General features: G+C 53.0%; 20 protein-coding genes. 3 read left to right on the forward strand and 17 right to left on the reverse strand.

Going from position 1 to position 24,477, the window contains the following annotated elements; genetic code table 11:
- The 12 genes from P6287_RS21565 to P6287_RS21620 all read right to left on the reverse strand — a co-directional run bounded on the left by P6287_RS21565 (position 1) and on the right by P6287_RS21620 (position 10,425).
- Entirely contained in the window at positions 1 to 825 is an 825-nt protein-coding gene (locus P6287_RS21565) for a carbohydrate ABC transporter permease (RefSeq protein ID WP_101761508.1), read from the reverse strand.
- A gap of 9 nt (positions 826 to 834) precedes the next feature.
- Positions 835 to 1,755, reverse strand: coding sequence for a sugar ABC transporter permease (locus tag P6287_RS21570; protein WP_192234862.1), 921 nt, complete (start codon positions 1,753 to 1,755; stop codon positions 835 to 837).
- 24 nt (positions 1,756 to 1,779) lie between these two features.
- Positions 1,780 to 3,051 carry a sugar ABC transporter substrate-binding protein gene (locus P6287_RS21575; RefSeq protein ID WP_222183326.1) on the reverse strand — a complete coding sequence of 424 codons (1,272 nt, stop codon included), beginning with the start codon at positions 3,049 to 3,051 and terminating at the stop codon, positions 1,780 to 1,782.
- A 20-nt stretch (positions 3,052 to 3,071) separates the two neighbouring features.
- Positions 3,072 to 4,238 (reverse strand): PLP-dependent transferase, encoded by a 1,167-nt coding sequence (locus P6287_RS21580; protein ID WP_277974980.1) that lies wholly within the window; start codon positions 4,236 to 4,238, stop codon positions 3,072 to 3,074.
- Positions 4,225 to 4,935: a FadR/GntR family transcriptional regulator gene (locus P6287_RS21585; RefSeq protein WP_110866887.1), complete on the reverse strand. Its 711-nt coding sequence runs from the start codon at positions 4,933 to 4,935 to the stop codon at positions 4,225 to 4,227. Before P6287_RS21585 ends, P6287_RS21580 begins: the two co-directional genes overlap by 14 nt.
- A gap of 214 nt (positions 4,936 to 5,149) precedes the next feature.
- Complete coding sequence (locus tag P6287_RS21590) at positions 5,150 to 5,614, reverse strand: nucleoside deaminase (protein ID WP_277974981.1); 465 nt, start codon at positions 5,612 to 5,614, stop codon at positions 5,150 to 5,152.
- A gap of 209 nt (positions 5,615 to 5,823) precedes the next feature.
- The gene (locus P6287_RS21595) at positions 5,824 to 6,165 is read right to left on the reverse strand and encodes a hypothetical protein (protein WP_192413004.1); all 342 of its coding nucleotides are present in this window, start codon (positions 6,163 to 6,165) and stop codon (positions 5,824 to 5,826) included.
- A 158-nt stretch (positions 6,166 to 6,323) separates the two neighbouring features.
- Complete coding sequence (locus tag P6287_RS21600; RefSeq protein WP_277974982.1) at positions 6,324 to 6,584, reverse strand: biofilm/acid-resistance regulator YmgB/AriR; 261 nt, start codon at positions 6,582 to 6,584, stop codon at positions 6,324 to 6,326.
- Between the two features lie 442 nt (positions 6,585 to 7,026).
- A complete protein-coding gene (gene celB / locus P6287_RS21605; RefSeq protein WP_137387379.1) occupies positions 7,027 to 8,379 on the reverse strand; it encodes a PTS cellobiose transporter subunit IIC in 1,353 nt (450 codons plus the stop codon).
- A gap of 31 nt (positions 8,380 to 8,410) precedes the next feature.
- A complete protein-coding gene (locus P6287_RS21610) occupies positions 8,411 to 9,724 on the reverse strand; it encodes a 6-phospho-beta-glucosidase (protein WP_101761517.1) in 1,314 nt (437 codons plus the stop codon).
- Positions 9,717 to 10,058, reverse strand: coding sequence for a PTS lactose/cellobiose transporter subunit IIA (locus tag P6287_RS21615; protein ID WP_277974983.1), 342 nt, complete (start codon positions 10,056 to 10,058; stop codon positions 9,717 to 9,719). Before P6287_RS21615 ends, P6287_RS21610 begins: the two co-directional genes overlap by 8 nt.
- A gap of 58 nt (positions 10,059 to 10,116) precedes the next feature.
- Positions 10,117 to 10,425, reverse strand: a complete 309-nt coding sequence (locus P6287_RS21620) for a PTS sugar transporter subunit IIB (protein ID WP_277975344.1) — start codon at positions 10,423 to 10,425, stop codon at positions 10,117 to 10,119.
- A gap of 288 nt (positions 10,426 to 10,713) precedes the next feature.
- Between P6287_RS21620 and P6287_RS21625 the strand changes: the two genes are divergently transcribed.
- Positions 10,714 to 11,652 (forward strand): MurR/RpiR family transcriptional regulator, encoded by a 939-nt coding sequence (locus P6287_RS21625; protein ID WP_277974984.1) that lies wholly within the window; start codon positions 10,714 to 10,716, stop codon positions 11,650 to 11,652.
- 9 nt (positions 11,653 to 11,661) lie between these two features.
- On the opposite strand, the gene P6287_RS21630 is transcribed toward P6287_RS21625, so the two are convergent.
- A complete protein-coding gene (locus P6287_RS21630; RefSeq protein ID WP_110866880.1) occupies positions 11,662 to 12,357 on the reverse strand; it encodes a response regulator transcription factor in 696 nt (231 codons plus the stop codon).
- 268 nt (positions 12,358 to 12,625) lie between these two features.
- Here P6287_RS21630 and P6287_RS21635 point away from each other — a divergent pair, with 268 nt between their 5' ends.
- Complete coding sequence (locus P6287_RS21635) at positions 12,626 to 15,466, forward strand: transporter substrate-binding domain-containing protein (RefSeq protein WP_277974985.1); 2,841 nt, start codon at positions 12,626 to 12,628, stop codon at positions 15,464 to 15,466.
- 4 nt (positions 15,467 to 15,470) lie between these two features.
- Here P6287_RS21635 and P6287_RS21640 read toward each other — a convergent pair whose 3' ends face one another.
- Together P6287_RS21640 and P6287_RS21645 are read right to left on the reverse strand one after the other, a co-directional pair.
- Positions 15,471 to 18,923, reverse strand: coding sequence for a transporter substrate-binding domain-containing protein (locus P6287_RS21640; RefSeq protein ID WP_277974986.1), 3,453 nt, complete (start codon positions 18,921 to 18,923; stop codon positions 15,471 to 15,473).
- A 173-nt stretch (positions 18,924 to 19,096) separates the two neighbouring features.
- The gene (locus P6287_RS21645) at positions 19,097 to 19,726 is read right to left on the reverse strand and encodes a response regulator transcription factor (RefSeq protein WP_110866877.1); all 630 of its coding nucleotides are present in this window, start codon (positions 19,724 to 19,726) and stop codon (positions 19,097 to 19,099) included.
- A 499-nt stretch (positions 19,727 to 20,225) separates the two neighbouring features.
- On the opposite strand from P6287_RS21645, the gene P6287_RS21650 reads away from it, so the two are divergent.
- Positions 20,226 to 21,359, forward strand: a complete 1,134-nt coding sequence (locus P6287_RS21650) for a fimbrial protein (protein ID WP_277974987.1) — start codon at positions 20,226 to 20,228, stop codon at positions 21,357 to 21,359.
- A gap of 143 nt (positions 21,360 to 21,502) precedes the next feature.
- Here the strand turns inward: P6287_RS21650 and P6287_RS21655 are convergent, their stop codons facing one another.
- Positions 21,503 to 21,796, reverse strand: a complete 294-nt coding sequence (locus P6287_RS21655) for a hypothetical protein (protein WP_277974988.1) — start codon at positions 21,794 to 21,796, stop codon at positions 21,503 to 21,505.
- Positions 21,797 to 21,909: 113 nt separating this feature from the next.
- A complete protein-coding gene (locus P6287_RS21660) occupies positions 21,910 to 24,453 on the reverse strand; it encodes a fimbria/pilus outer membrane usher protein (protein ID WP_277974989.1) in 2,544 nt (847 codons plus the stop codon).
- Between the last annotated feature and the right edge of the window lie 24 nt (positions 24,454 to 24,477).

Consider the following 24,477-nt stretch of genomic DNA (forward strand, 5'->3'; position numbering starts at 1 on the left):
TTACCCCTTAACCGCACCGGCGGTGAGTCCCTGAACCAAATAGCGTTGAATGAAGGCGAAGAACAGACAGGCCGGGATCAGCGCTAGCACCACCGCTGCCATCATCTCGCCCCAGGAAACGGCAAATTTCGACACAAAGCTGAGCAGTCCAACCGGGAACGTCATCACTTCGTTTTTGTTGATCAGCATCAGCGAGAACAGCAGCTCGCTCCACGCTGCGGTAAACACAAAGCCCAATGTGGCCGCCATGCCCGGCAAGGTCAGCGGCACCAGCACGCGATACAGCGCCTGAAAACGCGTGCAGCCTTCCAGCATCGCCGACTCCTCCAAATCTTTGGGAATCGCATCAAAGAAGGATTGCATCAGGAAGGTGGCAAACGGCACGTTAAACGCGGTGTAGATCAGAATCAGCCCCAGCAAGCTGTTGGTCAGGCCCAGCGGCGCCATCACCTTGTAAATCGGCGCGATGATCATCACCAGCGGAAACATCTGCGTGAACAGCAGCAGTCCGGCGATTAGCACTTTGCCGCGAAACTGAAAGCGCGAAAAGGCATAGCCGGCCGCAGCGGCAATCAGCGTGGTAAGAAACGCGGTGCTAAACGAGACAATCAGGCTGTTGGTAAAAAAGGTCGGGAAATCACTGTCGGTCAGCACTTTTTTGAAATGACCAAAGGTCACGCCGCTCGGCAATAACCTTACGCCCTGACTAAACAGCAGTTGGTCCGGCGTCAGCGAGATTTTGATGATCCAATACAGCGGAAACAGCGCGAACAGCAGATACGCCGCAATACTCAGGCGATGGCCAATCAGCGGTAAGAGTCGCATCGTCGCCTCCTATTTCAGCAGCTGATGACGGATGCGCAGCAACACCAGCGCATAACAGGTCATCAGCAGTAACAGAAACACCGCCATCGCTGAGGCATAGCCAAAGTCGAGCTTGCGATAGGCGGTGGTGAAGATGTAGCTGGAGAGAATCGAGGTCGATCCCGCCGGACCGCCATCGGTCATCACCACAATGAGATCGGCAAAATTGGCGATCCAGATGGTGCGCAGCATCACGGTGATAGCGATCATCGGTGCCAGAAACGGGAGCGTGACGCGACGAAACTGCTGCCAGCCGCTGGCACCATCAATCGAGGCCGCTTCGTACAGGTCTTTGGGGATCGACTGCAGCGCCGCCAGCAGCGTGATGGCAAAGAATGGAATGCCAAACCAGACGTTGGCGATCACCGGTCCCCACATTGCCAGCTGCGGATCGGACAGGATGTTGTACGGCTCACTCAGCACGCCCAAATCGCTCAGCCACTGCGGCAACGGGCCGACTACCGGATTGAACAACCATGACCAGGTCAAGCCAGAGAGAAACGCCGGAACCGCCCACGGCAAGAACACCAGCGCCTGCACCCAACGGCGAAAACGGAATTCACGATTGAGCAGCAGCGCCAGCGCCAAACCGAAGAAGAACTGCAGCAGCAGCGAGCTGAGCGTCCAGTTCAGCGTGTGGCCCAGCGCTTTGAAAAAGCGCCGGTCATCAAACATCTCGCTGAAGTTATCCCAGCCGACCCAACCGGTCTCCAGCGGATTCAGCAGGTTAATGCTCTGAAACGCATAGGAGATGCCGATCGCCATCGGCACAAAGATGAACAAAGCGATCAGCAACAGGCCAGGCGAGAGATACCACCACGGCTCAGCCAGCCGACTCCAGCGGAGGCGGCGGCGCGCCGGACTGTTGGGCAGAGAAGCATCAAGCATCATAATCACACTCCGCGTGGTTGAAGGTTACTGCGTGGCAAGCCAGGCTTTCTGCTCTTTGCTGAGATAGTTCGCCCAATCCTTCACCATGCTTTCGGTATCGTTCTCACCCAGCAAGGTTTCCTGGCTGCTCTCTTTCACAATCACCGAGTTGAAATAGCCCCAGCCTTTGAGATGGGTTGGCATGGTTAGCGGCACATAGTTAGGATCGTTCAGCTCTTTGAACCAGCCGGCGAACTGCGGCGTTTGGTAGAACGGATCCTGCTCGGCGCCTTTGTAAATCGGCAGCGTGCCGACGAATTTTGACCATGCGAGGTTGTTGGTTTTGTCACTGAGGAAGGTAATCAGCGGCCAGGCGAGATCCTTCTGTTTACCCTGCTTGAACATCGACCAGCCGGTATAGCCAATAGTCGGGAAGGCTTTGCCTGACGGGCCAACCGGCATCGGAGCCACAGCGAAATCATCGGCCGCCATGCTGTTTTTAATGGCGATCAACGCGTCGGGATCCTGATCGAGCATTGCGCATTTACCTGAATAGAAGCCCGAAACGATCTCATTGAAGCCCCAGTTAACGCTGTCTTTCGAGGCGCCGCCCTTTTGATACATATCCACCAGCAGCTGCGCGCCTTTCATCGCACCCGGCTCGGTCAGCGTGCTGTTACCTTGTTTATCGAAGAACTCCGGCGAACCGTTCATCGCCGCCATAAACATCATCCAGGCGTTGGTGCCGCCCACGCCACCGCGCATGCAGTAGCCGCTGATGCCATTCCCCAATTTGCTGATGCGCTGGGCATCGCTGGCGAATTCCTCCATGGTTTTGGGCGGTTCACTCAATCCTGCCTGCTGGAACAGCTTTTTATTCCAGAACAGCGCGCGCAGATAAAAGCCGTACGGCACCATGGTGGCTTTGCCGTTGGCGGCGCGCGCCATGGCCAGCGTTTTATCGGTGAGCTGCGGCGTGGCATCCCAGCTTTTCAGGCGCGGCTCGAGGTCTTCCAGCATATTGTTACTGGCATACAATCCTTGCCAGGTATCCGGCATTTCCACCACATCCGGCACCTGACCGCTCTGCAGCATGGTGCCGAGCTTTTCAAACGCCTGGCCCCACGGCAGTGAAATCAGTTCAATCTCCGTGCCGGGATGCTGGGTTTTATACTCATCGAGCATTTTTTGCAGCAGCGCGGTGCGCGGCGGGCTGGTAATCACTTCCACTACGGTAAGCTTGGCGGCGAGGCTGCTCATGGCCGCACTCAAACCCACGGCTAACACTAATGCTTTCACGGCAAAACGTTGCGTCATGACTTTTCTCCAGTGAGTGATTACGCGCAATTCGCGCTGGCAAGGGCTTGCTGCAAATCGGCCCACAAATCGTTGGTCTCTTCAAGGCCGACCGAGATGCGGATCAGGCGTGGCGAGACGCCGAAATCCACCGCCGAGTTAAATTCACTGGCCTGGTTGATCACCGAAATCGCCGGCATCACCAGACTCTCAAATCCGCCCCAGCTCACGCCCATGTGGAACAGCTCCAGCGCGTTGCACAACTGCGGAATATCCACCTGCTCCGCCACTTCAAAGGCAAACAGACCGCTGTAGCCGCGCAAGGTGGACCACGACTGCGGTGTCAGCCCCGGATGGCAGACGTCGGTCACTAGCGGATGCTCCGCCAGTTTCTCAGCAATAGTCAGCGCGCTTTGGTGATGGTGTTTCATGCGCAGCGGCAGCGTGCGCAGGCCGCGCATCAGCAGTGACGCTTCATGCGCCGAAAGTTTGCCGCCAAGGTAAGGACTGATGTGACGCGTAATGTTGTTGATGTGCTGCTGGCTGGCGATCACCAGACCAGCCACCACATCGCTGTGGCCACTGATATATTTCGACGCCGAGTGCACCACGATATCGATGCCGCACAGCAGCGGCTGCTGGAAAATCGGTGAAGCCCAGCTGTTATCGATCATGCTGACCACGCCCGCTTCGCGCGCCATCGCGCCGAGCTGATTCAGATTCTGTTCACTCATCACCCAGCTTGAGGGACTTTCCAGATACAGCAGGCTGGCATCCGATAAGGCCGCACCAATTGCAGCTTCGTCATCGCCATCGACAAACTCGGTGACGATGCCAAAGCGCTGGCAGAAGCCACGCAGAAAGCGATAGGTATCGGGATAAACGTGATTAACGCACACCACTTTTTTACCCGGCGCCACCACGCTGAGAATCGCATTGCTGATCGCCGCCATGCCGCTGCCAAAAGCCAGACAGGCTTCGCCGCCCTCCAGCGCCGCCATCTTGTCCTGCAGCGCTTTTACCGTCGGGTTATCGACGCGCGAATAGAGCGGCTGATCGCTCTCGCCGCGAAAGCGCGCGATCATGCTGTCGTAATCACTGAAGGTGAACAGCGAAGATTGGTAAATCGGCGTAGTGACCGCGCCCATTTCATGGCGTTGATCGTGAGTGAGCAGCGTTTGTTGCGAAATCAACTTATCGTTTGGCATTCATTACATCCTTCATGTCGCGTTCGGTGATATCGAGAATTTGATGGCAGATCGCGCGCGCTGCCGTGCAATCGCGCTGGCGGATAGCGTTAAAGAGTTCACGATGCAGCGGGAAAGAGTCTGAAAACAGCGCCTGTTCCGGCGGTGATTCAAAAAATGCATGAAATGAGTCGTAAATGCCGTTGAGCATTTGTAGCAGCAATGGATTTCCGGCAGCCCGATAGATACTGGCGTGAAATGCCCAGTCTTCCGCACCGGCAGAACCGATCGCCAGATGCACTTTTTCCATCTCATTAAGACGTTGTTCGATTTCGATCAGATCGGCAGCCGAGGCACGTTGAGCCGCCAACGCGCAGGATTCCGACTCGATAATGCGGCGCACTTCCAGCGCGTGCAGCATGTTGGCCGAATCGTTTTTAAAGCGCAGCGATAAGAAGCTGTCGTTGACGCCCACTTCCGCCTGCAAAAAAGTCCCGCTGCCCTTTTTACGCAGAATAATGCCTAGCGCTTCCCAGCGTTTGAGTGCTTCACGCACCGTATTGCGGCTGACGCCAAGCTTCTCCGCCAGTACGCGTTCCGGCGGCAAGCGGCTGCCGGGCTGCGCACCCGACTGCGCCATATAGCGCGTTAGCGCATCGAGAATCAGCGTATCGCTGCGCGGCGTGGAAATAGGATGAAGCTCAGCCGGTATCTGCATGGCAATGCCTTAATTGGTCCAACATCTCTACCAATCGAATAGCAACGCGCGTGCCAGATTATTAATCCGCTGAATTGAATGAATTTTGTGCGGGGTTATAAGTGGACATTATGAGTTTTGCTGGTGCAAATCGAGGGGATTTGCACCAGTTGGGTACGTGGCAAGGGTATTGATCATCCTGGGAGGGATGTAGCCGCGAGCAACTAACACGTTTTTATTTATTTAAAACCTGCCAGCGTTTATAGACGTCGAGCGCTTGCGGTCGAGGCTGATATTGCATCGGCAAGCGACGTTGTTCAATTGGCTTGCTGTATTCAGCGTAAAAGGTGTCCAGTTCAAAGTATTTACGATCGTCACGGTAATACGTCGAGTATTCTTCGCGTTTGGTGATGTATATCACCTGCTTTGGACTGCAATAATAGAGTGCACCCAGACACATTGGACAAGGGCTGGCAAGAATGTAAATGTCGCAGTCGGTGAGGTTTTCGCTGCTTGATTGACGGCAGGCTTCGCGGATGGCCAGTATTTCAGCGTGAGCCGTGGGATCATTCGTCTGTGCGACCTGGTTTGCGCTCTCAGCGATTACCTTGCCGTCGCGAACAATGACTGTTGCAAATGGGCGACCGCCCTCTTCAACGTTTTTCATTGCTAAATCGATCGTGCGTTGTACAAAATCCATTCGTTCCTCGCTTGTATACATAATTAACCATGACATGTTGAGCCTGGTTCAGTTTTGTATAATGCGAAAGCGATGAGCAGGCTAAACGTATACGATTTAACCGGTGAATAAGTAAAAGTTTATTTCTGATGGCGGTGATGGGCAGCACCGCCTTTAGAAGAGTAATAATCTTAATCGCAAGCTCGCATTTTAAGACTACTTACTGAGGACTACCATTGATGAGGGTTACGCAAAAATTCAGCCTGGCTCGGCAAAATTTCAAGATCGCGTTTTCCACAAAAAGCCTGCGACGGCATATTTCCTGTTAACGGCGCAATGTCACGCAGTTTCATTTCACGATTAACTTTAGGTAACCACTCTTCGAACTGTTTCGCGTAGGAATCCGCCAGATTTTTATCATGGGTGCGCCCGACAAAAAGCTTACTTTTAGCGAGACGGGAAATGTCCGTCGCATATATTTCGTAGAGATCGCCACACTGTACAATTTCAATTGCGGTGAAATGCATATTGGGCCAGAAACTCACTTTTGCTGAAAAATTGCTGTAATTCATAAAATATCACTTATTGTTGGATTAATCTGTGTGCCAGATTATTCTGGTCGGGCCAGTAATTATAACGCCATTTTCATGGCCTGATACTGTCAGATAAATCCTGAACTTTTAAAATTGAATCGGTTTAAAACCCACGTTCTTAATTCTGGGAGATTATCTTAACTGAAAAAGCCGTCATCATCCGGCGTCTTTCCTACCACGATTTGCAGCGTATTCCGCAGGCAATCCTGGAAAATCACATCATTGGTGCTCTCAAGCTCTGCCAGCAGATAGGCAATAATGCTCTTATTGGTAACAGTTTTTTTGTCTTTTATGATAGCGGTGATAATTGAGCCCAATATTTCGGCCTCAGATTTCAGCTTTACAGAACCACAATTTAAATAAGCGATAAAATCGGTACTAATATTCATTTTTTGCATGCGTTTCCCCTGGCGACGTTAGTGCCAGCACTTTATGGAGTAATAAAAAATTAATGGAATAGTCTGAAAAATGAGATCGCAAATGATCTCATTAAGCTGATTGAATTTAATAAAAGGGGAATGTTGTTAATTTTAGAGAAAATGTCTATCAAGAGAGCCTGCTGAAGTTTACATTGAGTAGCGTGGGTTTCGGGGTGAAAGAAGTTATGTCACCACTTGATCACAAAAATATACAAACACGGAATAAGAGTACAGAATTTTCTTTTAATAAAACCGCTGTTATTTTAAGCAGTTGGAATAAAATCAGCGATAACAGTCAGTTGAGTGATAGTTAGAGTCCAAAGAGAATTGTAAATAAGTCCTGTTAGGTGATTAATGCGCATTGTTGTTTATCGGATTATAGATTGCAGAAGCGCACTTTGATGCGCTTCTGCCCCGGTGTTCAAGGCGTTACCGCTTCGCCGCTCACTACTTTTGCTTGCTGCAGGCTGGCCTCTTCCTCGCGGAATTTCAGACGATCCCAGACCCGGAAGAACGGATAGTAAATCACCAGCGAAATCGTTAGATTCACCACCTGCAAAACGGTGCCGGAAATATGCCCGCCGGTGGCCAGATAGCCGCTGACGAAAATCGGTGTGGTAAACGGCAGCGCAATCCCCGCCGGAGGCGCCACCAAACCGGTGCTCATCGCCGCCCAAGACACAATCACCAGCACCACCGGAGTCAGGATAAAGGGCAGGAACAGATACGGGTTCATCACCAGCGGAATACCAAACACTAATGGCTCACTGATGTTAAACAGCGCCGCCGGTGCGGCAATTTTACCAAGCTGTTTCATCTGGCGACTGCGTGAACGAATCAGCATGAAAATCACCAATCCCAGTAGCGCGCCGGTTCCGCCCGGTGCAATCCACAAATCATAAAACTGCTGGGTAAAGATGTGCGGGATGGGTTGGTTGTGCTGAAACGCCTCGAGGTTTTCACTCATATTCGACAGCCAAACCGGCTGAATGAATACCAGCACAATCGCATCGCCGTGCAGTCCAAGCGTCCAGAGAATCCCAATCAGCAGCACCGAGAAAATCATGCCAGGCAAGGTGCCGCCCACGTGATGCATCGGCAAACCAATTACAGTAGCAATCAGGTTATTGATATCGCCGAACGGCGATGCTTCCACCGCCAGACGAATTACCAACACCACCGCCAGCACGCAAAAACCGGGCACCAGCGCGAGGAAGGATTTTGCCACCGCAGGCGGCACGCCCTCCGGCATCTTGATCACCAGATTACGGTTGTGCACAAAGCGATAAATCTCGGTCGAGAGCAGCGCAACCACGATAGCCACGAACAAACCCTGGCTGCCAATCAGTGAAATCGGCAACACGCCGGTGACCAACTGCGTCGGCGCGCCTTCCACCGGAGCAAACAGCGTCTGCTGCGGAATCGTCATCACAAACGCCACTAACGCCATCGCGCCGCTGGTGAGCGGATCGAGCGTGCGATACTTTTCCGCCAGGCGGTAAGCGATGCCGAAGCTGGAGATCAGCGCCATGATGTCGTAGGTCGCGCGCACCGGATAAAGCAGTTTGTTGCGCCACGTCTCGCCAAACAGATCCGCCATTAAATGGCCCCACGCCGGAATCGGCAGATAGGCAAAGATCAGGAAGAAGCTGCCAATCAGCATAAACGGCATGTTGAGAATGATGCCGTCGCGCACGGAGAGCACATGCTTCTGACCGGCGATTTTCAGTGCGACGGGCAAGACATAACGGTCTATAAAAGTACGGTTAGACATAGGTGTTCCTCTGGCTCAGTGGCGCAACGGATTATGGCGTGGCGAACTGCGGCAGCCACGGCTTGTTTAAGGTCAGTACTTCGTCAAGCAAGGCTTCGGCGGTCGCGACATCACCGACTAACGGATTGCCGAGCAGCGCCAGCAGCGCTTGCTCACGATCGCCATGCACTGCGGCTTCGATAGTCAGGCGTTCAAACGCTTTGATCTGCTGCGTCAGGCCATTCATCAGCGGCGGCAACTCACCAAACGCCAGCGGATGCGCGCCTTGCGCATCAACCAGACAATTCACTTCCACCACCGCGTCATCCGGCAAGCCATGAATCGCGCCGTTGTTGCGACAGTTCACCACCAGATTTTTGCCGCTGTTATTGTGAATTGCGCTGATCAGCTCGACCGCCACTTCGGAGTAATACGCGCCGCCACGGAAACTCAGCTGCTCGGGTTTGTGCGCCAGATGCGGGTCGGCATACAGCGCGAACAGTTCCGCTTCCACTTTCATCACCTGCTCCGCGCGCGTGCCTTCATGACCGTTTTGCGCTTTCTCCTGCTCTTCGGCCAGCATCTGCGGCGTTTGCCAGTAATAACGGTGATACGGGCACGGAATCGCTTTGAGCGCGCGCAAGAACTGCGGCGACCACGGCATATCTTTGATGTTGTTCATGGTGAGCGATTGGCCATCGCACAGTTGCTCGATCACCTGCGCGGTCACATCCTCGCCGCGACAGGTCACCTGATGCACCCACACCAGATGATTGAGCCCGGCGAAGCGCAGCTGCACGTCATCCCAGGGCGCGTCGAGCATGCCAGCAATCATGTGATGCATATTCACCGGCACATTGCACAGCCCGATGATTTTCGCCTTGCTATAGCGCGACACCGCCTCCGTCACAATCCCTGCAGGATTAGTGAAGTTGATGATGAAGGCGTCCGGCGCCAGCTCCTCGACTTTGCGCGCTACCTTGAGCATCACCGGAATGGTGCGCAATGCTTTAGCAAAGCCGCCAACGCCAGTGGTTTCCTGGCCGAGCCGACCGTATTTCAGCCCGAGGCGCTCATCCGCCGCGCGCGCGGCCAACAATCCCACACGCAGCTGCGTCAGAACAAAACGAGCACCGCGAATCGCGTCATCCAGCTCAAAATGGACGCTCACTTTTACCTGCTCCAGCCCGTTTTGCTGCAGCATGCGACGAGTAAGATCGGCGATGACATTAACCTTTTCGCGCCCTTGCTCAATATCCACCAGCGCCAGTTCCGTCACCGGCAGCTGCGCATAGCGATTGATGATCCCTTCCACCAGCTCCGGTGAATAGCTGCTGCCACCACCAATAATTGCGATCTTAAGCATCTATGCCTCCTGCCGCTGTGCGGCGGTAGAGTTCAATGATTTCGCCAGCCAAATCCTGAATCAGCATGGCGTTCATAAGATGATCCTGGGCGTGCACCAGAATCAGCGTGACCGGCAACTTACCGCTGCCTTCATCCAGACCAATCAGCGCGGTCTGCTGCTGGTGCGCAGCGCTGATGCTTTCGCCTGCCGCCGCCAGCTGTTGCTGCGCCTCGCTGAAGCGCCCTTCTCGTGCCAGTCGTAGCGCGCTGATGGCCGCGCTGCGGGCTGCGCCGGCCTGCACCAGCAGCAACATAATTTCCTCTTCGAACTCGATAGCCATGATTTCAGACATGCAGAATCCCCCACAGCACAACGCCGTGTAATGTCAGTCGGATGATTAAAAAGGACGTTTAAGAGGCGTGTAAGGCCAGCGCTTTATCGAGCACCTGTTCGCCGCGCATCATGCCGTAATCCATCATGTCGATGACGGCGACAGATTTGCCTTGTGGCGCGGCTATGGCGTTAAGACGGGCTGCTTCGAACTGCACCTGCGGGCCAAGCAGAACCACATCGGCATCTGGCAGAATGCGTTCAAATTCCGCCACCGGCACGGCTCTGATGTCAATTTCCAGACCGCGACCTGCAGCGGCATGCTGCATTTTGCTCACCAGCATGCTGGTTGACATGCCTGCAGCACAGCAAAGTACGATGCGCATAATTTCTTCTCCTGTGATTTGTTCCGGCCATTTAAGACCTGTCTCACAGACGCTGTAAAGTGGCTGCGGGCAGAGGATTTTCTGATGGATAGATAATTTATTGATACAAGTCAGATGGATACGATTAAAATCGTCATGAAAATATTTTTCATGAGTGTGATCTTAACCGTAATTTAACAGTAAAAAGCCCAACAAACGGCGCTAACACCCCGCGATGAGATGAAAAAAAACTCAACATGAAAAATAATTTCATGCATGATGGATCTTCGCTACTGAGGATGTGATGAGCTGATGGATATTGTCTGGCAATTACGACAGCAGTCGGAGCGCGCGGATGCGCAGGAATCGAGGCTGGCGCGTTTTATTCTGGCGAACCTGCACGCCAATGTACACGTCACCATGGAGAGTCTGGCTACACAGGCTGGTGTGAGTCTGGATGTGCTAAGACGCTTTGCCACCTCGGCGGGCTGTCAGGATCTTGATGATTTTCTCCATCAGGTGCGGAAAGCCGGTCAACAACAGGACGTCGAATTTATCGATGTTATCCGCCAGCGGCAATCGTCGCTGAGTCAGCAGGAGAAACGCGTTGCCGAAGCGATTCTCAGCGACACTGCTTTTGCCGCTTCCGCCACCATCGAGCAACTTGCCGGCCGCGCAGAAGTCAGCGCCGCCACCATCACCCGCTTTGCGCGTTCGCTGGGTTGCGAGGATATCCGTGATTTGCGTATGCGGCTGGCGCGCGCGCCTCAGAGACAACCCCCTCACGCGATTGCGCCGATTGAGGCTATTACTCAAGCGTTAACCCAGCAATATGGTCAAGCGGAAGCGGCGACCTGGCAACGTGCCGCAGAGCTGTTGCGTAAAGCCCGAAGCGTACTGCTGATTGGCGCATCGGGGCTGCAAACTACGCTGGTGGCGGACGTCCATCAGCGCCTGCAAAACGCCGGACTGGCCAGCGCGTGGATTCAGGATGATAACCTGCTGAGCATGACGCTGAGCCGTTTGCAACCGGACGATCTGTTGCTGATTCTCGCGCCTGATACGGTTAACAGCCACGTGCTCAGCGCGGTACACCATGCGCACATTCAAAAAACGCCGGTGATTGCGCTTTGTGCGAAGACATTAGATCTCGCCAATCAGGCCGATATCTGGTTGCCGCTGCCGGAAGCGCAACACGCGCGCCGTTACGGCATTTTGTTTGCGCTGGATCGGCTGGAAGCGGCGCTTTAAGCACAGCGGTTACTGAAACAGATCGCCACGATATTTAAACAGCTCCAAATCCGACGCGATGCCGAGTTTTTTCATGCCGGTCTGCTTATGAGCGCTGATGGTTTTGCGGCTGCGATTGAGTTTTGCAGCGATTTCGAACACTTGCATGCCATCAATAAAACAGCGAATCACTTCCGCTTCACGCGCCGTGAGCAATTTACTCAGCTGTGAAACACGCGAAACCTCGTTCGAATCTTCCTGCAAAATAGGACGATCCCGCTTACGGCCTGGCAATTGGCTTAGCTGGCTGGCGATGTCATCCGGCAGCGAGCGCTTGCCAGCAGCAATATTACGGATTGCCGCAAAGTAAGCCGGGGTCTCTTCACGTTTAGTGATATAGCCTTTAATGCCCAGATGCAGAGCTGCTCGAATTACCGCAACACTTTCCATCGACGTTGAGAGCAAAATTTTCAACTGCGGATGATGCATCCGGATGTGTTTAATTAGCGATAAGCCATCTAACTGGTCGTTACCCAGAATGTAATCCAGCACCAATACGTCGGCACTGTTCTGCCCAAGCCAGGCCAACAGCGCTTTGCTGGTGCCAAATGTCGCCAGCATGTTGATATCGGGTTCACGTGTGGCAGCAACTTCGAATGAGAAGCGCATCATGGGATGATCATCCAGCATCACCACCTTAATTTTGTTCGCGTGAAACACGGCCATCTGCCACCTCGGTAACCTGAAACTCATATTGATACGGTTTGGCCCAGCATAGGCATTACCGGGACTTTTCTGAAGCGCTGAATGCTTAGGCGCGCGTAGGAAAATACTTATATTATTTTTCATACACTTACTACTAAAAACCAAGACCTGGCCTGGCTGATTCCAGGCAGTATTACGTCAAAATCAAGGTAGAAAAATTACCGATTATTTGACGATGAAAAACGGACTGCTTTTTTACCTCTTGCTTGCTCTCCTGACGCTGGTTTTCATGCCAGGGCTGCCACATGCGCAAGGAAACGTGCTGACGCTGGCCCCGCGCATTGAAGTCAATCCGCCGCCGGTGACCTTTGCCGCGAATGTTCGCGCGTGGCTGCTAACGCATCCCGTGGTGCGCGTCGGCGTCTGGGGCGCGTCACAACCGCCGGTTAGCTTGGGCATGGAGCGTGGACAGTTGGCGGGCATTGACGCAGATTACCTGGCGCTGCTCGAATCGACGCTACAGGTACATTTTGAGCTGACTCACTATCGCAGCCGTGAAGAGGCGATTCGCGCGATGAATCATAAAAAAGTCGACATGCTGGCGATCTGGACACCCGATCTCTCGCCGCACATGTCGGTGCATGCTTCATTGCCATGGCTAAACGACCGAGCGGTGATCGTCACGCGCGCCGGACAGCAAGCGCCGCGCGGTAAGCTGCCGTTACTCATGCTGGATAGTCAAACGCTGCCAGATATCAGTCCTTCGCCGGAAGCGTTTGAAGATTACTATCAGGCGATCAATTCCATCGCCTTTGGTCAATCCGCTGCCGCCGGTTTTAGCCATGCTACCGCCAGCTATCTTCAGCGTAATAATCAACTCGATAATCTGTGGCTGCTGCCGCATCCTTCACTCGGCGAGTTCCGGCTCACTTTTGGCGTGCCGGCTGCCGAACCGCAATTGCTGAGCGCCATCAATAATGTGCTCACTCATCTGCCGCTGGTAAGCCGTTTGCGCATTGCACAAGGCTGGGGCATGGATCGTGAAGCGGTGATCGGTCATCCCGCGTTATCACTCTCGCCGGAAGAGCTGACATGGAGCCAGCAAAATCCGGCCATCACTGTATTGCTGGATGGTCGTCGCGAACCTATCAGTTATATCAGCCAGCAAGGTGAACCCTCTGGACTGGCGGTCGATGTGCTGCGGCACATCAGCGAGCGCTTCGGCTTACAGTTCAACTATCAAATAGCTGAAGACGATGCACAGCTGACCGCGCTGTGGGTGAAATATCCGCAGGCGGTGCTGGCCAGCAGCCTAACGATACCGGGGGAACCGGAAGCCGCCGATCTTTCGATGACGCAAAGTGAGCCCTGGCTGGTGACGCCAGCAGTGCTGGTGATGCAACGCAACACCATTCAGCCTGCTTCACTGCACGAGCTGGAGGGCGAGAGAATTGCGATCCAGCAGAATAATCCGCTGATTCCGTGGCTGGAAACCTGGTATCCCACGTTGCAACTGATCGTCACCGACACGCTGCAGCAGGCGCTGGTGCTGGTCAACAACGGCGAGGCGCACGGCGCGATTGGATCGCAATTCTCGGTGCAGTATCAGCTGAAGCGCAACCCATTCCACCGTCAACACCAGTCGCTTTCGCTGCCGGTAAAACCTTACAGCGTGGGCTTTGCCGCCCAACGCGCAGACTCACCTGCTCTCAGTATTCTCAACAAAGCGCTACAACAAACGCCTCCCGATAGGCTGATGAGTATGGCCAGTTCCTGGCGTGACACACTCCTGGCGCCGGATCAGAAATCAGCACGCGCGTTTTCCCCCACCTTAATCGCGATCACCCTGTTGCTGGGGTTGCTGCTGTTCCTGTTGGTAGGCTGGTGGATTGGTCGATTGTGCCAGTCGCTAAAGGCCCTGCGTGAACGTCTCAACAGTAATCAAACTTTGATTCGTCAACTGCAGGAAGCCAAAGCAGAAAATGATCGGGTGCTCGCGGCGCGTAACGCGTTTATGAAGAGCATGGGCCACGAAATTCGCACCCCGCTCAACGCCATTACCGGCCTGCTGGAGTTAGAGCTGGAGCGATTACACAGCCAGCATCAGCACAATGAAAATTTGCAAACGGTGTATGAATCCGCCTGCTCGCTGCTCTCCATCACCGGCGATGTGTTTGATATTTTCCGTGCCGAAGCGCGTGATGAACAGAGCCGCATCCGCGTGGTGAACCTGCCTTCATTACTGCGCAGTACGGTGGCGCTATTTCAGCAGCAAGCTGAGGAGAAAGGTTTGCGCCTGCATGTCACACTCGATCCCCATGCGCCGCGCGTGGAGTTCGATCCGCTGCTGATCATTCGTATCACCTCCAGCCTGTTACGTAATGCCATTCAACACACTCAGCACGGCGATATCACGGTGACGCTGTGCTGTGAAACGCAGGAACCCAATGGCTATTTACCGCTGGCGATCGCGGTCAGCAATCAGAGCGACGGCCTGCTGGCCGAGCGCTGGGAAAGTTTGCAAGGCGCTGACGATACGCGCGCCTGGGCGGAAACCGGCTTTAGCCTGGCCGCCTGCCAGCGTATGGCGCAGGACGCCGGTGCGCAGCTCAAAGTCAACAGCGTTGCCGGTGAAAGCAACAGCGTAAGCTTGCACTTCTCTGCGGCACCGGTAAACGCATCGCCAGCTGCACCGCGCGCTACGGCACAGCCCACCCTTAAGGTGCTAATTGTTGACGATTATCCCCCCGCTCGCCTGTTACTGAGCCAGCAGTTGCAAAAGGCGGGCTGCGAGGTACTGAGCGCGTTAGATGGCCAGCAAGGTCTGACGCTTTGGCAGCAACATCAGCATGAGATTGGATTAGTCATTACCGACTGCACCATGCCGCAGATGGACGGTTTTGCCATGAGCCTTGCGATTCGGCAACAGGAGAAAAACCAGCAGCTGGCTGCGACACCCATCTACGCTTTAACGGCGATGAGCAGTTTTGATGCCGCCGAAGATTGCCGCAGCGCAGGCATTGATGGCTGCCTGACCAAGCCGATTACGCCAACAGAGTTACGTGAAATTCTGTCGAATTGTCTGCGCACAAAGGAAACCACAGATTCCGCCCAGCGCGCCGGCTTTTAATCCTTCACTCCTCTTCGGCGATATCACTCAGAACCGCTGCACTCTCCAGCTGCGCCTGATAAGCTGCCAACCGCGTGACCAGCTCACTCAAGCGTGGCTGCAATTCGTCGCTTTGCTGTTGTGGATCGCGGCAGGCAATCTCCAGTTGCACACAGGCATCAGCCAACCGATGCTGGCGGGCGATACGCACGCTGCCCGCGATGCGATGTACCAGATCGGCAATTTCAGCACGATGATGGTCGAGGTTGAAATCGTCTAACTGCGCCAAATCTTCCGCCAGCGTGGCAACCATTAAATCGCGCATGGCCGCTTCCATCTGGCGATCAACATCGCTACTCTCTGGCGCTGCAGGCACGGTGACGTCCGCTGGAGATTGTTCCGCGCCAATCGCGCGCAGTGCGGCCGCAAGGCTGCTGATCGAGCAGGGTTTAAACAGACAGCTGTTCATCCCGGCTTCCAGGCAGCGTTTGATTACCACATGCATGGCATTCGCGGTAAAGCCCATGATCCAAATCGGCTCACGCCCTAAATCTTCTTCCGATTCACGAATAATCTCGGTTAGTTGATAACCATTTAAACCCGGCATATTGCAGTCGGTGATCACCACATCGTAATTGCCACGCTGCCACATCTGTAATGCTTCATGACCATCAGCGGCCAAATCCGCCTGTTGCCCCAACCAACTCAACTGTTTCGCCAGCAGCATACGGTTAGCTGCGTTATCATCCACCACCAGCACCGAACGGAGCGGCAGTTTTTCACCGTCTTCCGCTTTCTCTTCCAGCTCGAGGCTCTGACTTTCCGCCATCGGCAACATCAACGTAGCGCGGGCGCAGGTTCCCACACCTTTTTCACTGCTCAGCGTTAAGGTTCCGCCCATCTTTTCACAAATGGTACGGCTGATATAAAGACCAAGCCCGGTTCCGGCGCGGCGGTTATCGGCCTGGCTGAAGGGTTTAAACAGCGCGGCCTGCTGTTTTTCATCAATACCAATGCCGCTGTCCTGCACTTCAATCACCAGATACACGTGGCCGGCAGCGACATCTTTCCGTTGGGTGAGTGTCAGTGAGACGCCGCCCTGATCGGTGAATTTGATCGCGTTGCTTAACAGATTGGACAGCACCTGCTTGATGCGCAACGGATCGGCGAGCACCTGCTCCAACCCATCTTCGGGAATGTGCCTGGTCAGCGTGATATTTTTGTCAATCGCTAGCCCCTGAAACACCTTCATCAGGTTATCGATCAGCTTGCCGGGATGCACCGCTTCCGGATGATATTCCAGCTGGCCGCCTTCAATGCGCGAGATGTCGAGGATATCGCCAATCAGCCCCACCAGACTTTCCGCCGAATCGTATGCCACTTCTAATGCCTGCAAATCCTGCTCGCCGCTGCGCCCTTTTTTCAGCGCCATATCCAGCATGCCGATAATCGCATTCATAGGTGTACGGATTTCATGGCTCATGGTCGAGAGAAATACTGATTTAGCGCGGCTGGAATCTTCTGCCCGCTCTTTGGCCTCGCGCAGTTCGGCAAACAGCGCTTCACGCTCGGAGATGTCCATCCAACCGGCGATAACACCGACCACGTTGCCATCGCTGTCGTTAAACGGCTGGATCCACTGATAAACGGTGACGCCAATCGAAGAATCCGGGTTGTCCCACAGGTCATAACGGCGATCTTCAACGATCGGAACGCCAGTTTTTACCACATCAATCAGCTGATTGTGATAAAACGCCGCCTGCTCTGGCGTGCGTAAGCCGGGATGTTCGGGCATGGTTTTGCCCAACGCCTCTTCATAAATCACACCGGTTTCCACTAAATAGCGCTGGTTACAGTAGGTTAAACGACCATCTTTGTCGCGCAGTGAAACCGGGAACGGCATGCTGGTCACCAACGCTTGTAACTGTGCCAGCTGCACATTCAGTTCACGCCGCAGCTCGGCTTTCCGGCGGATAATTTGTCGCTGATACAGCGCCCAGCCGATCACCATCAACATGAGCAATACAAAGAAGATGATGCTGGCGATCAGCACCGCCTGATAGCGCTGCCAGAAGCTGTCGTAAACAATCAGGTCGCTGGGCCGCCAGCGGTTAGCCAGCTCCTCAATCTCCACCGGTGGAATGCTCAGCAGCACTTTATCGAGAATGCTGCGCAGTTCGGGATCGGCGCGTCCAACGCCAAACGAAACCCACGCGGGCGAACTGCCAATCGCGCTGACCATCTTTAACTTATTCTGGAAGTGAGTTTTGATCTGATAATCCACCATCACCAGAATATCGACGCCCGCATCGGCCTGGCCTTTTTCCACCTTCGCCATCATTTCTGTGATGTTCTGTACTGGCACAATCTCAATTTCCGGATAACGCGCATGCACCGTATTTTCGACGCTGGTGTTGGCGACCATCGCCAGCCGCTTGCCGCGCAGATCGGGCAGCGAATGAATATCGTTGTTACCCACGCGCGTGGTCAGGGCAAAGGTGCTGCGCAGATAAGGTCGGGTAAACAGAATTTGCTGCTCGCGCTGAGCGCTGGGTGTCAGCGAGGCGAACATATCAAAATCGGCGCTGTTGACGCGGTTAACCAACTCTTGTGAGGTATCGACGGTTTCAAAACTGAAACGCAAACCGGTTTTCAGTGTGACGAGCGTGATGAGATCGCTGACCATGCCGCGCAAGGCGCCACTCTGATCGATAATGGTCATCGGCGCGGCTTTGTCCTGGCTGAACATCACCATTTTTATCACCGGATGCGCCATCATCCACTTACGTTCCTCAGCGGTAAACGGTGGGGTATTCAGCGACTGGTTCATCCCCACCATGTCGGGCTGCCAAATACGCAACAGTTCGTTTTTCTCTTCCCGCGGCACGTTACTGATTGCACGATTCACCAGCGTTTGAAGTTCTGTCGCCTGCTCGGAAAACGCAAAACTGATCATCTTCTGCGGCAGCTGGCTAAAGCGGACCATGCGCAAATTATTTAAAAAGTTACGGCTGAGGGAAAAACTGTTGCCCAAATAGACACGCGCGGTTCCAAAGGAGACGGCGCTCAGCGCATCCTGATAATTTTCATACATGCGGAAATTAGCGTGCGGATAAGCCTGACGCAGCAGGCTTAAAGGCAGATAGGTCTTCACCACGGCAACATCAATATTGTGGAGATCGCCGGGCAAAGGGTCGTTATCGTTGGCGCGCATGCCGAGAACCGGTTGTTCGCTGGCATAAGGATCAGAAAAAAGCAGCGGGCTCTCATCCTGCCGCGCAGTGAGCGACGGCACCAAATCGATCTTGCCACTTTTCAACGCATTGAGTGCTTGCTCCAGCGACGCATATTGCTCAATGTGCAGCGTTAAGCCGAGCTGTTTAGCTACCAGTCCAGCATAGTCGGCGCTCAATCCTTCATATTCGTCCCGCATGTTAGTCATGCCATAAGGCGGTGACTCGCTGGGAAAAATGCCCATTACTAACTGCTTTTTATCCTGCAGCAGATGACGGTCTTCCGTCGAAAGGACTAGCGGTTTGAGCCCCTCAAATGAGGCGCGAGTCAGTAAATGAAACTCTTTCGCCTGCACAGGAACCCGCGCGGCACAGAGCAATATCAGGAAAATGCAGCAAAGCGTACGCATAGCACCGGCTATTTGATCAGGTTATTACGACGGGCAAAATCGATGAGATCGATCAGCGACTGCGCATTGAGCTTCTGCTTTAGGCGATGTTTATAAGTGCTGATCGTTTTTTCACTCAGCAGCAATTGTTCGCCAATCTGTTTATTACCCATGCCCTTACCGATGCTAACTAACACGCTCAATTCACGATCGGAAAGTTGCTCTAACAAGCCGTCGTCATCATGATAGCTGTCAGTTTGCTCATACGATTGATAGGTTGATTGCGGAAAAAAACTGTACCCGCGCATCACCATTTTGATGGCATCTAATAATTCGCTCATATCATCAGATTTGGTGACGAAGCCATCTGCACCGGCTTGTTTACAGCGCTGGGCAAAATGGCTGCTGGACTGCGATGTCAGCACTAAGATCTTTAGCGACAAATTCAGGGTGCGCAGCCGCTCCAGCACCTGGAAACCATCAATTTTTGGCAGCCCAATATCCAGCAGCACTAAATCTGGCAAACATTCCCGTGTTTTCTGAATAGCGTCGACACCGTTATTGGTTTCGGCCACCACTTCCATCTCATTGCGTTCCAGCAACATTTTTACGGCAAATCGGATAACCGGATGGTCATCAACAATGATTACTTTTTTCATAGAAATGAGATCCTGATGACTACGCTGAGCGGGTTATCAATGAGTTCCCAAGGCGGATTACACTATCCGGTTTTAACAGAATGGTCTGTAGGAAATTACTTATGCTTCCTATTCCTGACCCTGAGCTTTTCAGCAGTTTTGCGCCAATCCGATCCTACTCGTCCTGCTGTAACAATATAACTTAACAACACATTTTACCAAATTGTAGGACTCAGAGAATTTTTACCCAGCGGGAAGATGGATGTGAGTCGTGGCATAGCTTTTTTCTGATACGCCCGTTGCAGAACGGTGCATAAGGATGAGAGGCGTGACCTGTGAATGAGCAGAACACTATTTTTTCAAAGTAGATAAAAATCTCGCTAACGCTGTTTGTACGAAATGCCTTACATAATTGCGATTCCACTCTGATGGAGTGCCGGTAAAACAATTATTAAAATGACGTCCAATCCCTAACTTTGCCTTTAGCACATTCCACTAAACGCGTGAATTCGAGTTTGTCATGAAGAAAATTATCGTCGCTATATTATTTTTACTGATTAATACCACAAGCCAATTGGCTTGGGCAGATCGCTGTGATTATGATCCCGGTTCTGGCCCGGTAAATTTAACTGTTCCGCTTTCAGTTGCGAATATTTCCGTTGGCGCTGACGTTCCGGTTGGCTCGACAGTGCATACCCTTAAGGTGATAGGCAGTACAGGTAAACAACCTTGGTTAGTTTGTCGTCCTGAAGGAACATCAAATGGGTTCAGTATTGACCAGTATCTTAGCCTGACCAATGCACCGGCATTAGTTCCGGGCTGGACTGGAAATTATGCGGGCGCAGTATTTCAAACAGGTGTTCCCGGTCTTGGTGTCGCCATTGTCAATAATGACGGTACTTCCGCCAATCAAGCCATTACCACTTCAGCGGTAAAAAAGTGGACGACGCCGGTGGGAAATACAGCCTATCATTTTTATTATGGTAACTCATTTACTCTTCATTTTATTAAGACCGGCCCAATGAGTGCAGGCACAGTTAATGGTGCACAGCTGCCAACCGTTTTATTAACCACCGGATCTGTTACGCCTGTAGTAAATATTCCTGATACGCCCTATCGACTTAACTTCTCCGGCAGTCTGAATGTGATCGCCGCCAGTTGCACCACACCCGATGTCAACGTCAACATGGGCAAATGGGAAATCAATAGCTGGTTTGGTACAGGCAAAGCCAATGCCACCTCATGGGTGCCATTTGATATTCGATTGACTAACTGCCCAGCATTTCAGGGTAATTATTCTAATCCCAGCGCACCGCCTACGTATCATACTGGCAGTGGATTTGCCGCAGGAACCTGGGTGACGAACAGTATCAAGATTAGATTCACACCGAGTAATGGGGCCATTGACGCCGCTCAGGGCATTATGAGCCTAGACAACAGTGCTGATTCCGCACAAGGGATAGGTATTCAAATTGCCGACGGAAAGGTTTCACCTGCACCGGTAAATCTCAACCAGACGCTCGATAAAAATATGGCCAGTAACGCGGTGGGGACGGTTTTACTGCCTTTCTCCGCGCGCTATATCAAAACAGGCGGCACCGTTTCACCTGGTGTTGCAAATGGTAAAGTGATTTTCAATATAAGCTATTACTGATTAAGCATTGTTAAATGAGCGGGAATAAGGTTGTATACCTTATTCCCTTTTTTATATCTGAATCCCATCATGTTAGTACGAAACGTGCAAACCAACCGTTTTGGTTAGGTCGCAGTCAATCGCGTTCCATTCACCTGCAATACTCAACGATAGGTCGTCGTAATAATTCCTTTCTGTTTTGTATTATCAATCCACACTAACTTCATACTGCCTTGATGATTAGGCAAAGCCTTGAATCGGACATCAGAGCGAATTGCGGAAATATGCGGTTGAGTGGTTCTGGGACAATGGCTCTTAACGTTATTTTGCTGCAAGGTTATCTCGCACGTCTCTTCTTTTAGATAACCCTGAAAATGAAGCGTGCTGCCCGAAGCTGGCACATTGGCTGAAAACAAGCTGGTGAGAAAGGCAAACAGGATGGCATTGCGGAGAGTCATGATGTGGCCTCTTATTAAAAATGACACCTTAATAATCGGCCAGATTGGGCAAAACTAAAATTTTTAGCGATGTTTAACTGCCCGGCGGAGTTGCTCCACCAGGCACTTGACATTTAGCGACCACAAACCGCATTAAAGGATTGCAGTGCAGGTTTGCTGTTTTTTGCTTCAGGCATACGTTTGTATGGTAACTGACACGATTGATTGGCATCGTTACCCCAGCGCACCGTCAATGTGCCCTGCTCTTGTTCTACCAAGGCGTATGCCTGTCCTGCCTGACCCACGGAACCCACCTGCTTGCCTTTGCTGTCCAGCACATCGGCGCCAAACGGTAAGGGTTTGCCTTGCCAGTTCGCGGAAATCAGTATTGGCAGACCACGGTGCACCTTGTATTTCACTTTCACCACCGCACCTGAATAAGGTGCGACGCGTGAAGAGGTGTTCTCAAGCTCCACGCCCGCTGACGTGCCTTTGGGATCCACCACGATCTCATTCATCTGATAGGGATTGAGATAAGGTACCAGCGCATATCCGCTGTTATCGACAAACACGCCCGGATAGGACGACACGCTCGCGCCCTGCGCACCTTTGGCTTCCACCAGTGCATAGGTATCGCCGGTGTACGGGCTCAAGGTTACACCACCGCTGTGTGCCACGATCGTACCATTAAGTCCCACAGAACCGCTCTGGTAACCTTTACCCGTACTCAATGAACCGCTGAGGTTAGTAGCACTGGCGCGATATTGTCCATTGAGCGAGCCGCTGCTGCCATCACCTGCCGCAGCATGACGCGCCGTTGCGCCATAGCTGAACTGGTTATCATCTCCCGCCGTACCGGCGATCGAGGCGAGTTGCCCCCAACGCCCATCATTGTCATGTGAAAGTTCAGTGCGTAATAGCGGCGTATGGCGTTGATTATCACTACCCAACGGCATACTGAAACTCAGCAAGTAACTGTTTTGCGAGCTGCCATAGCTGCTGTAGCTACGGTTGACGGAAATGCCCCATGACACGGAACCAGTGCGATTGTTATAGCCAAGCTGGAACTGTTTCTGGTTGCCTTCACGATTCCAGTAATCCTGCATCGAGCCACTGAGGTAGACATTTCCCCATATATCCGGCAGCGTTTGTCCGGCGGTGACCGAGAAACGATTTTTGGCACGATATACGGAATCCAGGCTAGCGCCACGCTGTAGCACATCACGGCTTTGCATCGCTGTCATAAAATCCATATAACCGGACGTTGAGAAGCGGTAAGCAGCGATTGACAGATTACTGCCGCTTTCCGGCACTGCTTTGCTGTAGCTAATACGGTAACTTTGCCCGGTCATGCTGGCATCTTGCTGCTCATCAACATTGCGCAGATGGGTGCGTGCCTGCGTAATATCAAAAGCAAAAGCACCCAGAGGTGTACCTAACGCCGTTCCGCCTTGCAGCGCATAATAATTCTGGCTCGCCTGCAATCCTGCGTAACCGGTAACATTGTTAGTTAAGCCATATTGCCAGGTGCCCTGATAGAGCGCGACGTCATCACGAATGTAGTTGGCACGCAATTTACCCGCCGTCACGTCATAGCGGGATGTTCCTGGGCGCAGCAATTGCGCTACCGCTGCATAAGGCACGCGGAAACTGCTTTTGCTGCCATCCGCTTCAATCACCGTTACCTCGAGATCGCCACCGTAGCCGGTAGGATAAAGATCGTTGATTAGGAACTCGCCCGGCGACACGGTGGTTTCATAAATCACCTGACCTTGCTGACTAACCGTTACGCGTGCGTTGGTGCGCGCGATACCGCGAATTTCCGGCGCATAGCCGCGCTGAGATTCCGGCAACATGCGCTCGTCGCTGGCCAGTTGAACGCCACTGAACGGCAGCGTATCGAAAATCACACCGCTGGTATTTGATTGCCCGACGACAAGGCGTCCACGCAATGGCACTACATCATGCTGCACATAGGTATTAAGCGACTGATAACCGCTGCCGCCTTGTTGCTGCCAGTTGTAGTTGCCGTTGTGACGCAGGTACCAACCGCCGATGTTCAACCCTGCGTTCACGCCGCCAAAGAAGGATTTATACACCTGTCCCGCCGAGCGGCTGGTGTAGGCATTGGTCGAGTATCCCAACATGAAGGCCGGGATCCCTTCATCCCATAACGCTGGATCAACGTAATCCTGTGGCACCTTATTCAGATAGATTTGCGGAATGGAGATGTCGAGACGCAACTGGTTGCTGTCGTAGCTCACGCTGGCGTCCGGCAATACAGACGTTAAATCGCTACAATCCTTTTCACTCGTGAGCAGATCCGCAGCCGACGCGGGCAGCGCCGAGGCATTAAACGGGATCTTTTTCAGCAATGATGAAGGTATGCAGGCGCGAACTTGCTTATCTGCCATCTCGCGGAAGTTGATATCCTGATTGGCAATCAAGTGTTCATTAACGTACACCAACGTGCGATAGGTGCCCGGTGTAGCCGATGCGCCCTGGTTAAAGCGCGCCAGATCGATGGCTCCCCCTTTGCTGACCTGTAAAAAACTGGCGTCAAACTCCGCCTCTTCAGCGGCAAAGGCTTGATTTGCGCCACTTAATAACGCGGTAAACACCGCGCTCGCTAATAAGGTGTAACGCAGTGGCATTGAAGATTCTCTGGTAAAAGTCATAAGCGTGCCTTCCGGCACGTCCTG

Origin of the sequence: Pantoea sp. X85, from assembly GCF_029623675.1 — a bacterium.
In the GTDB taxonomy this organism is placed as follows: Bacteria; Pseudomonadota; Gammaproteobacteria; order Enterobacterales; family Enterobacteriaceae; genus Pantoea; species Pantoea leporis.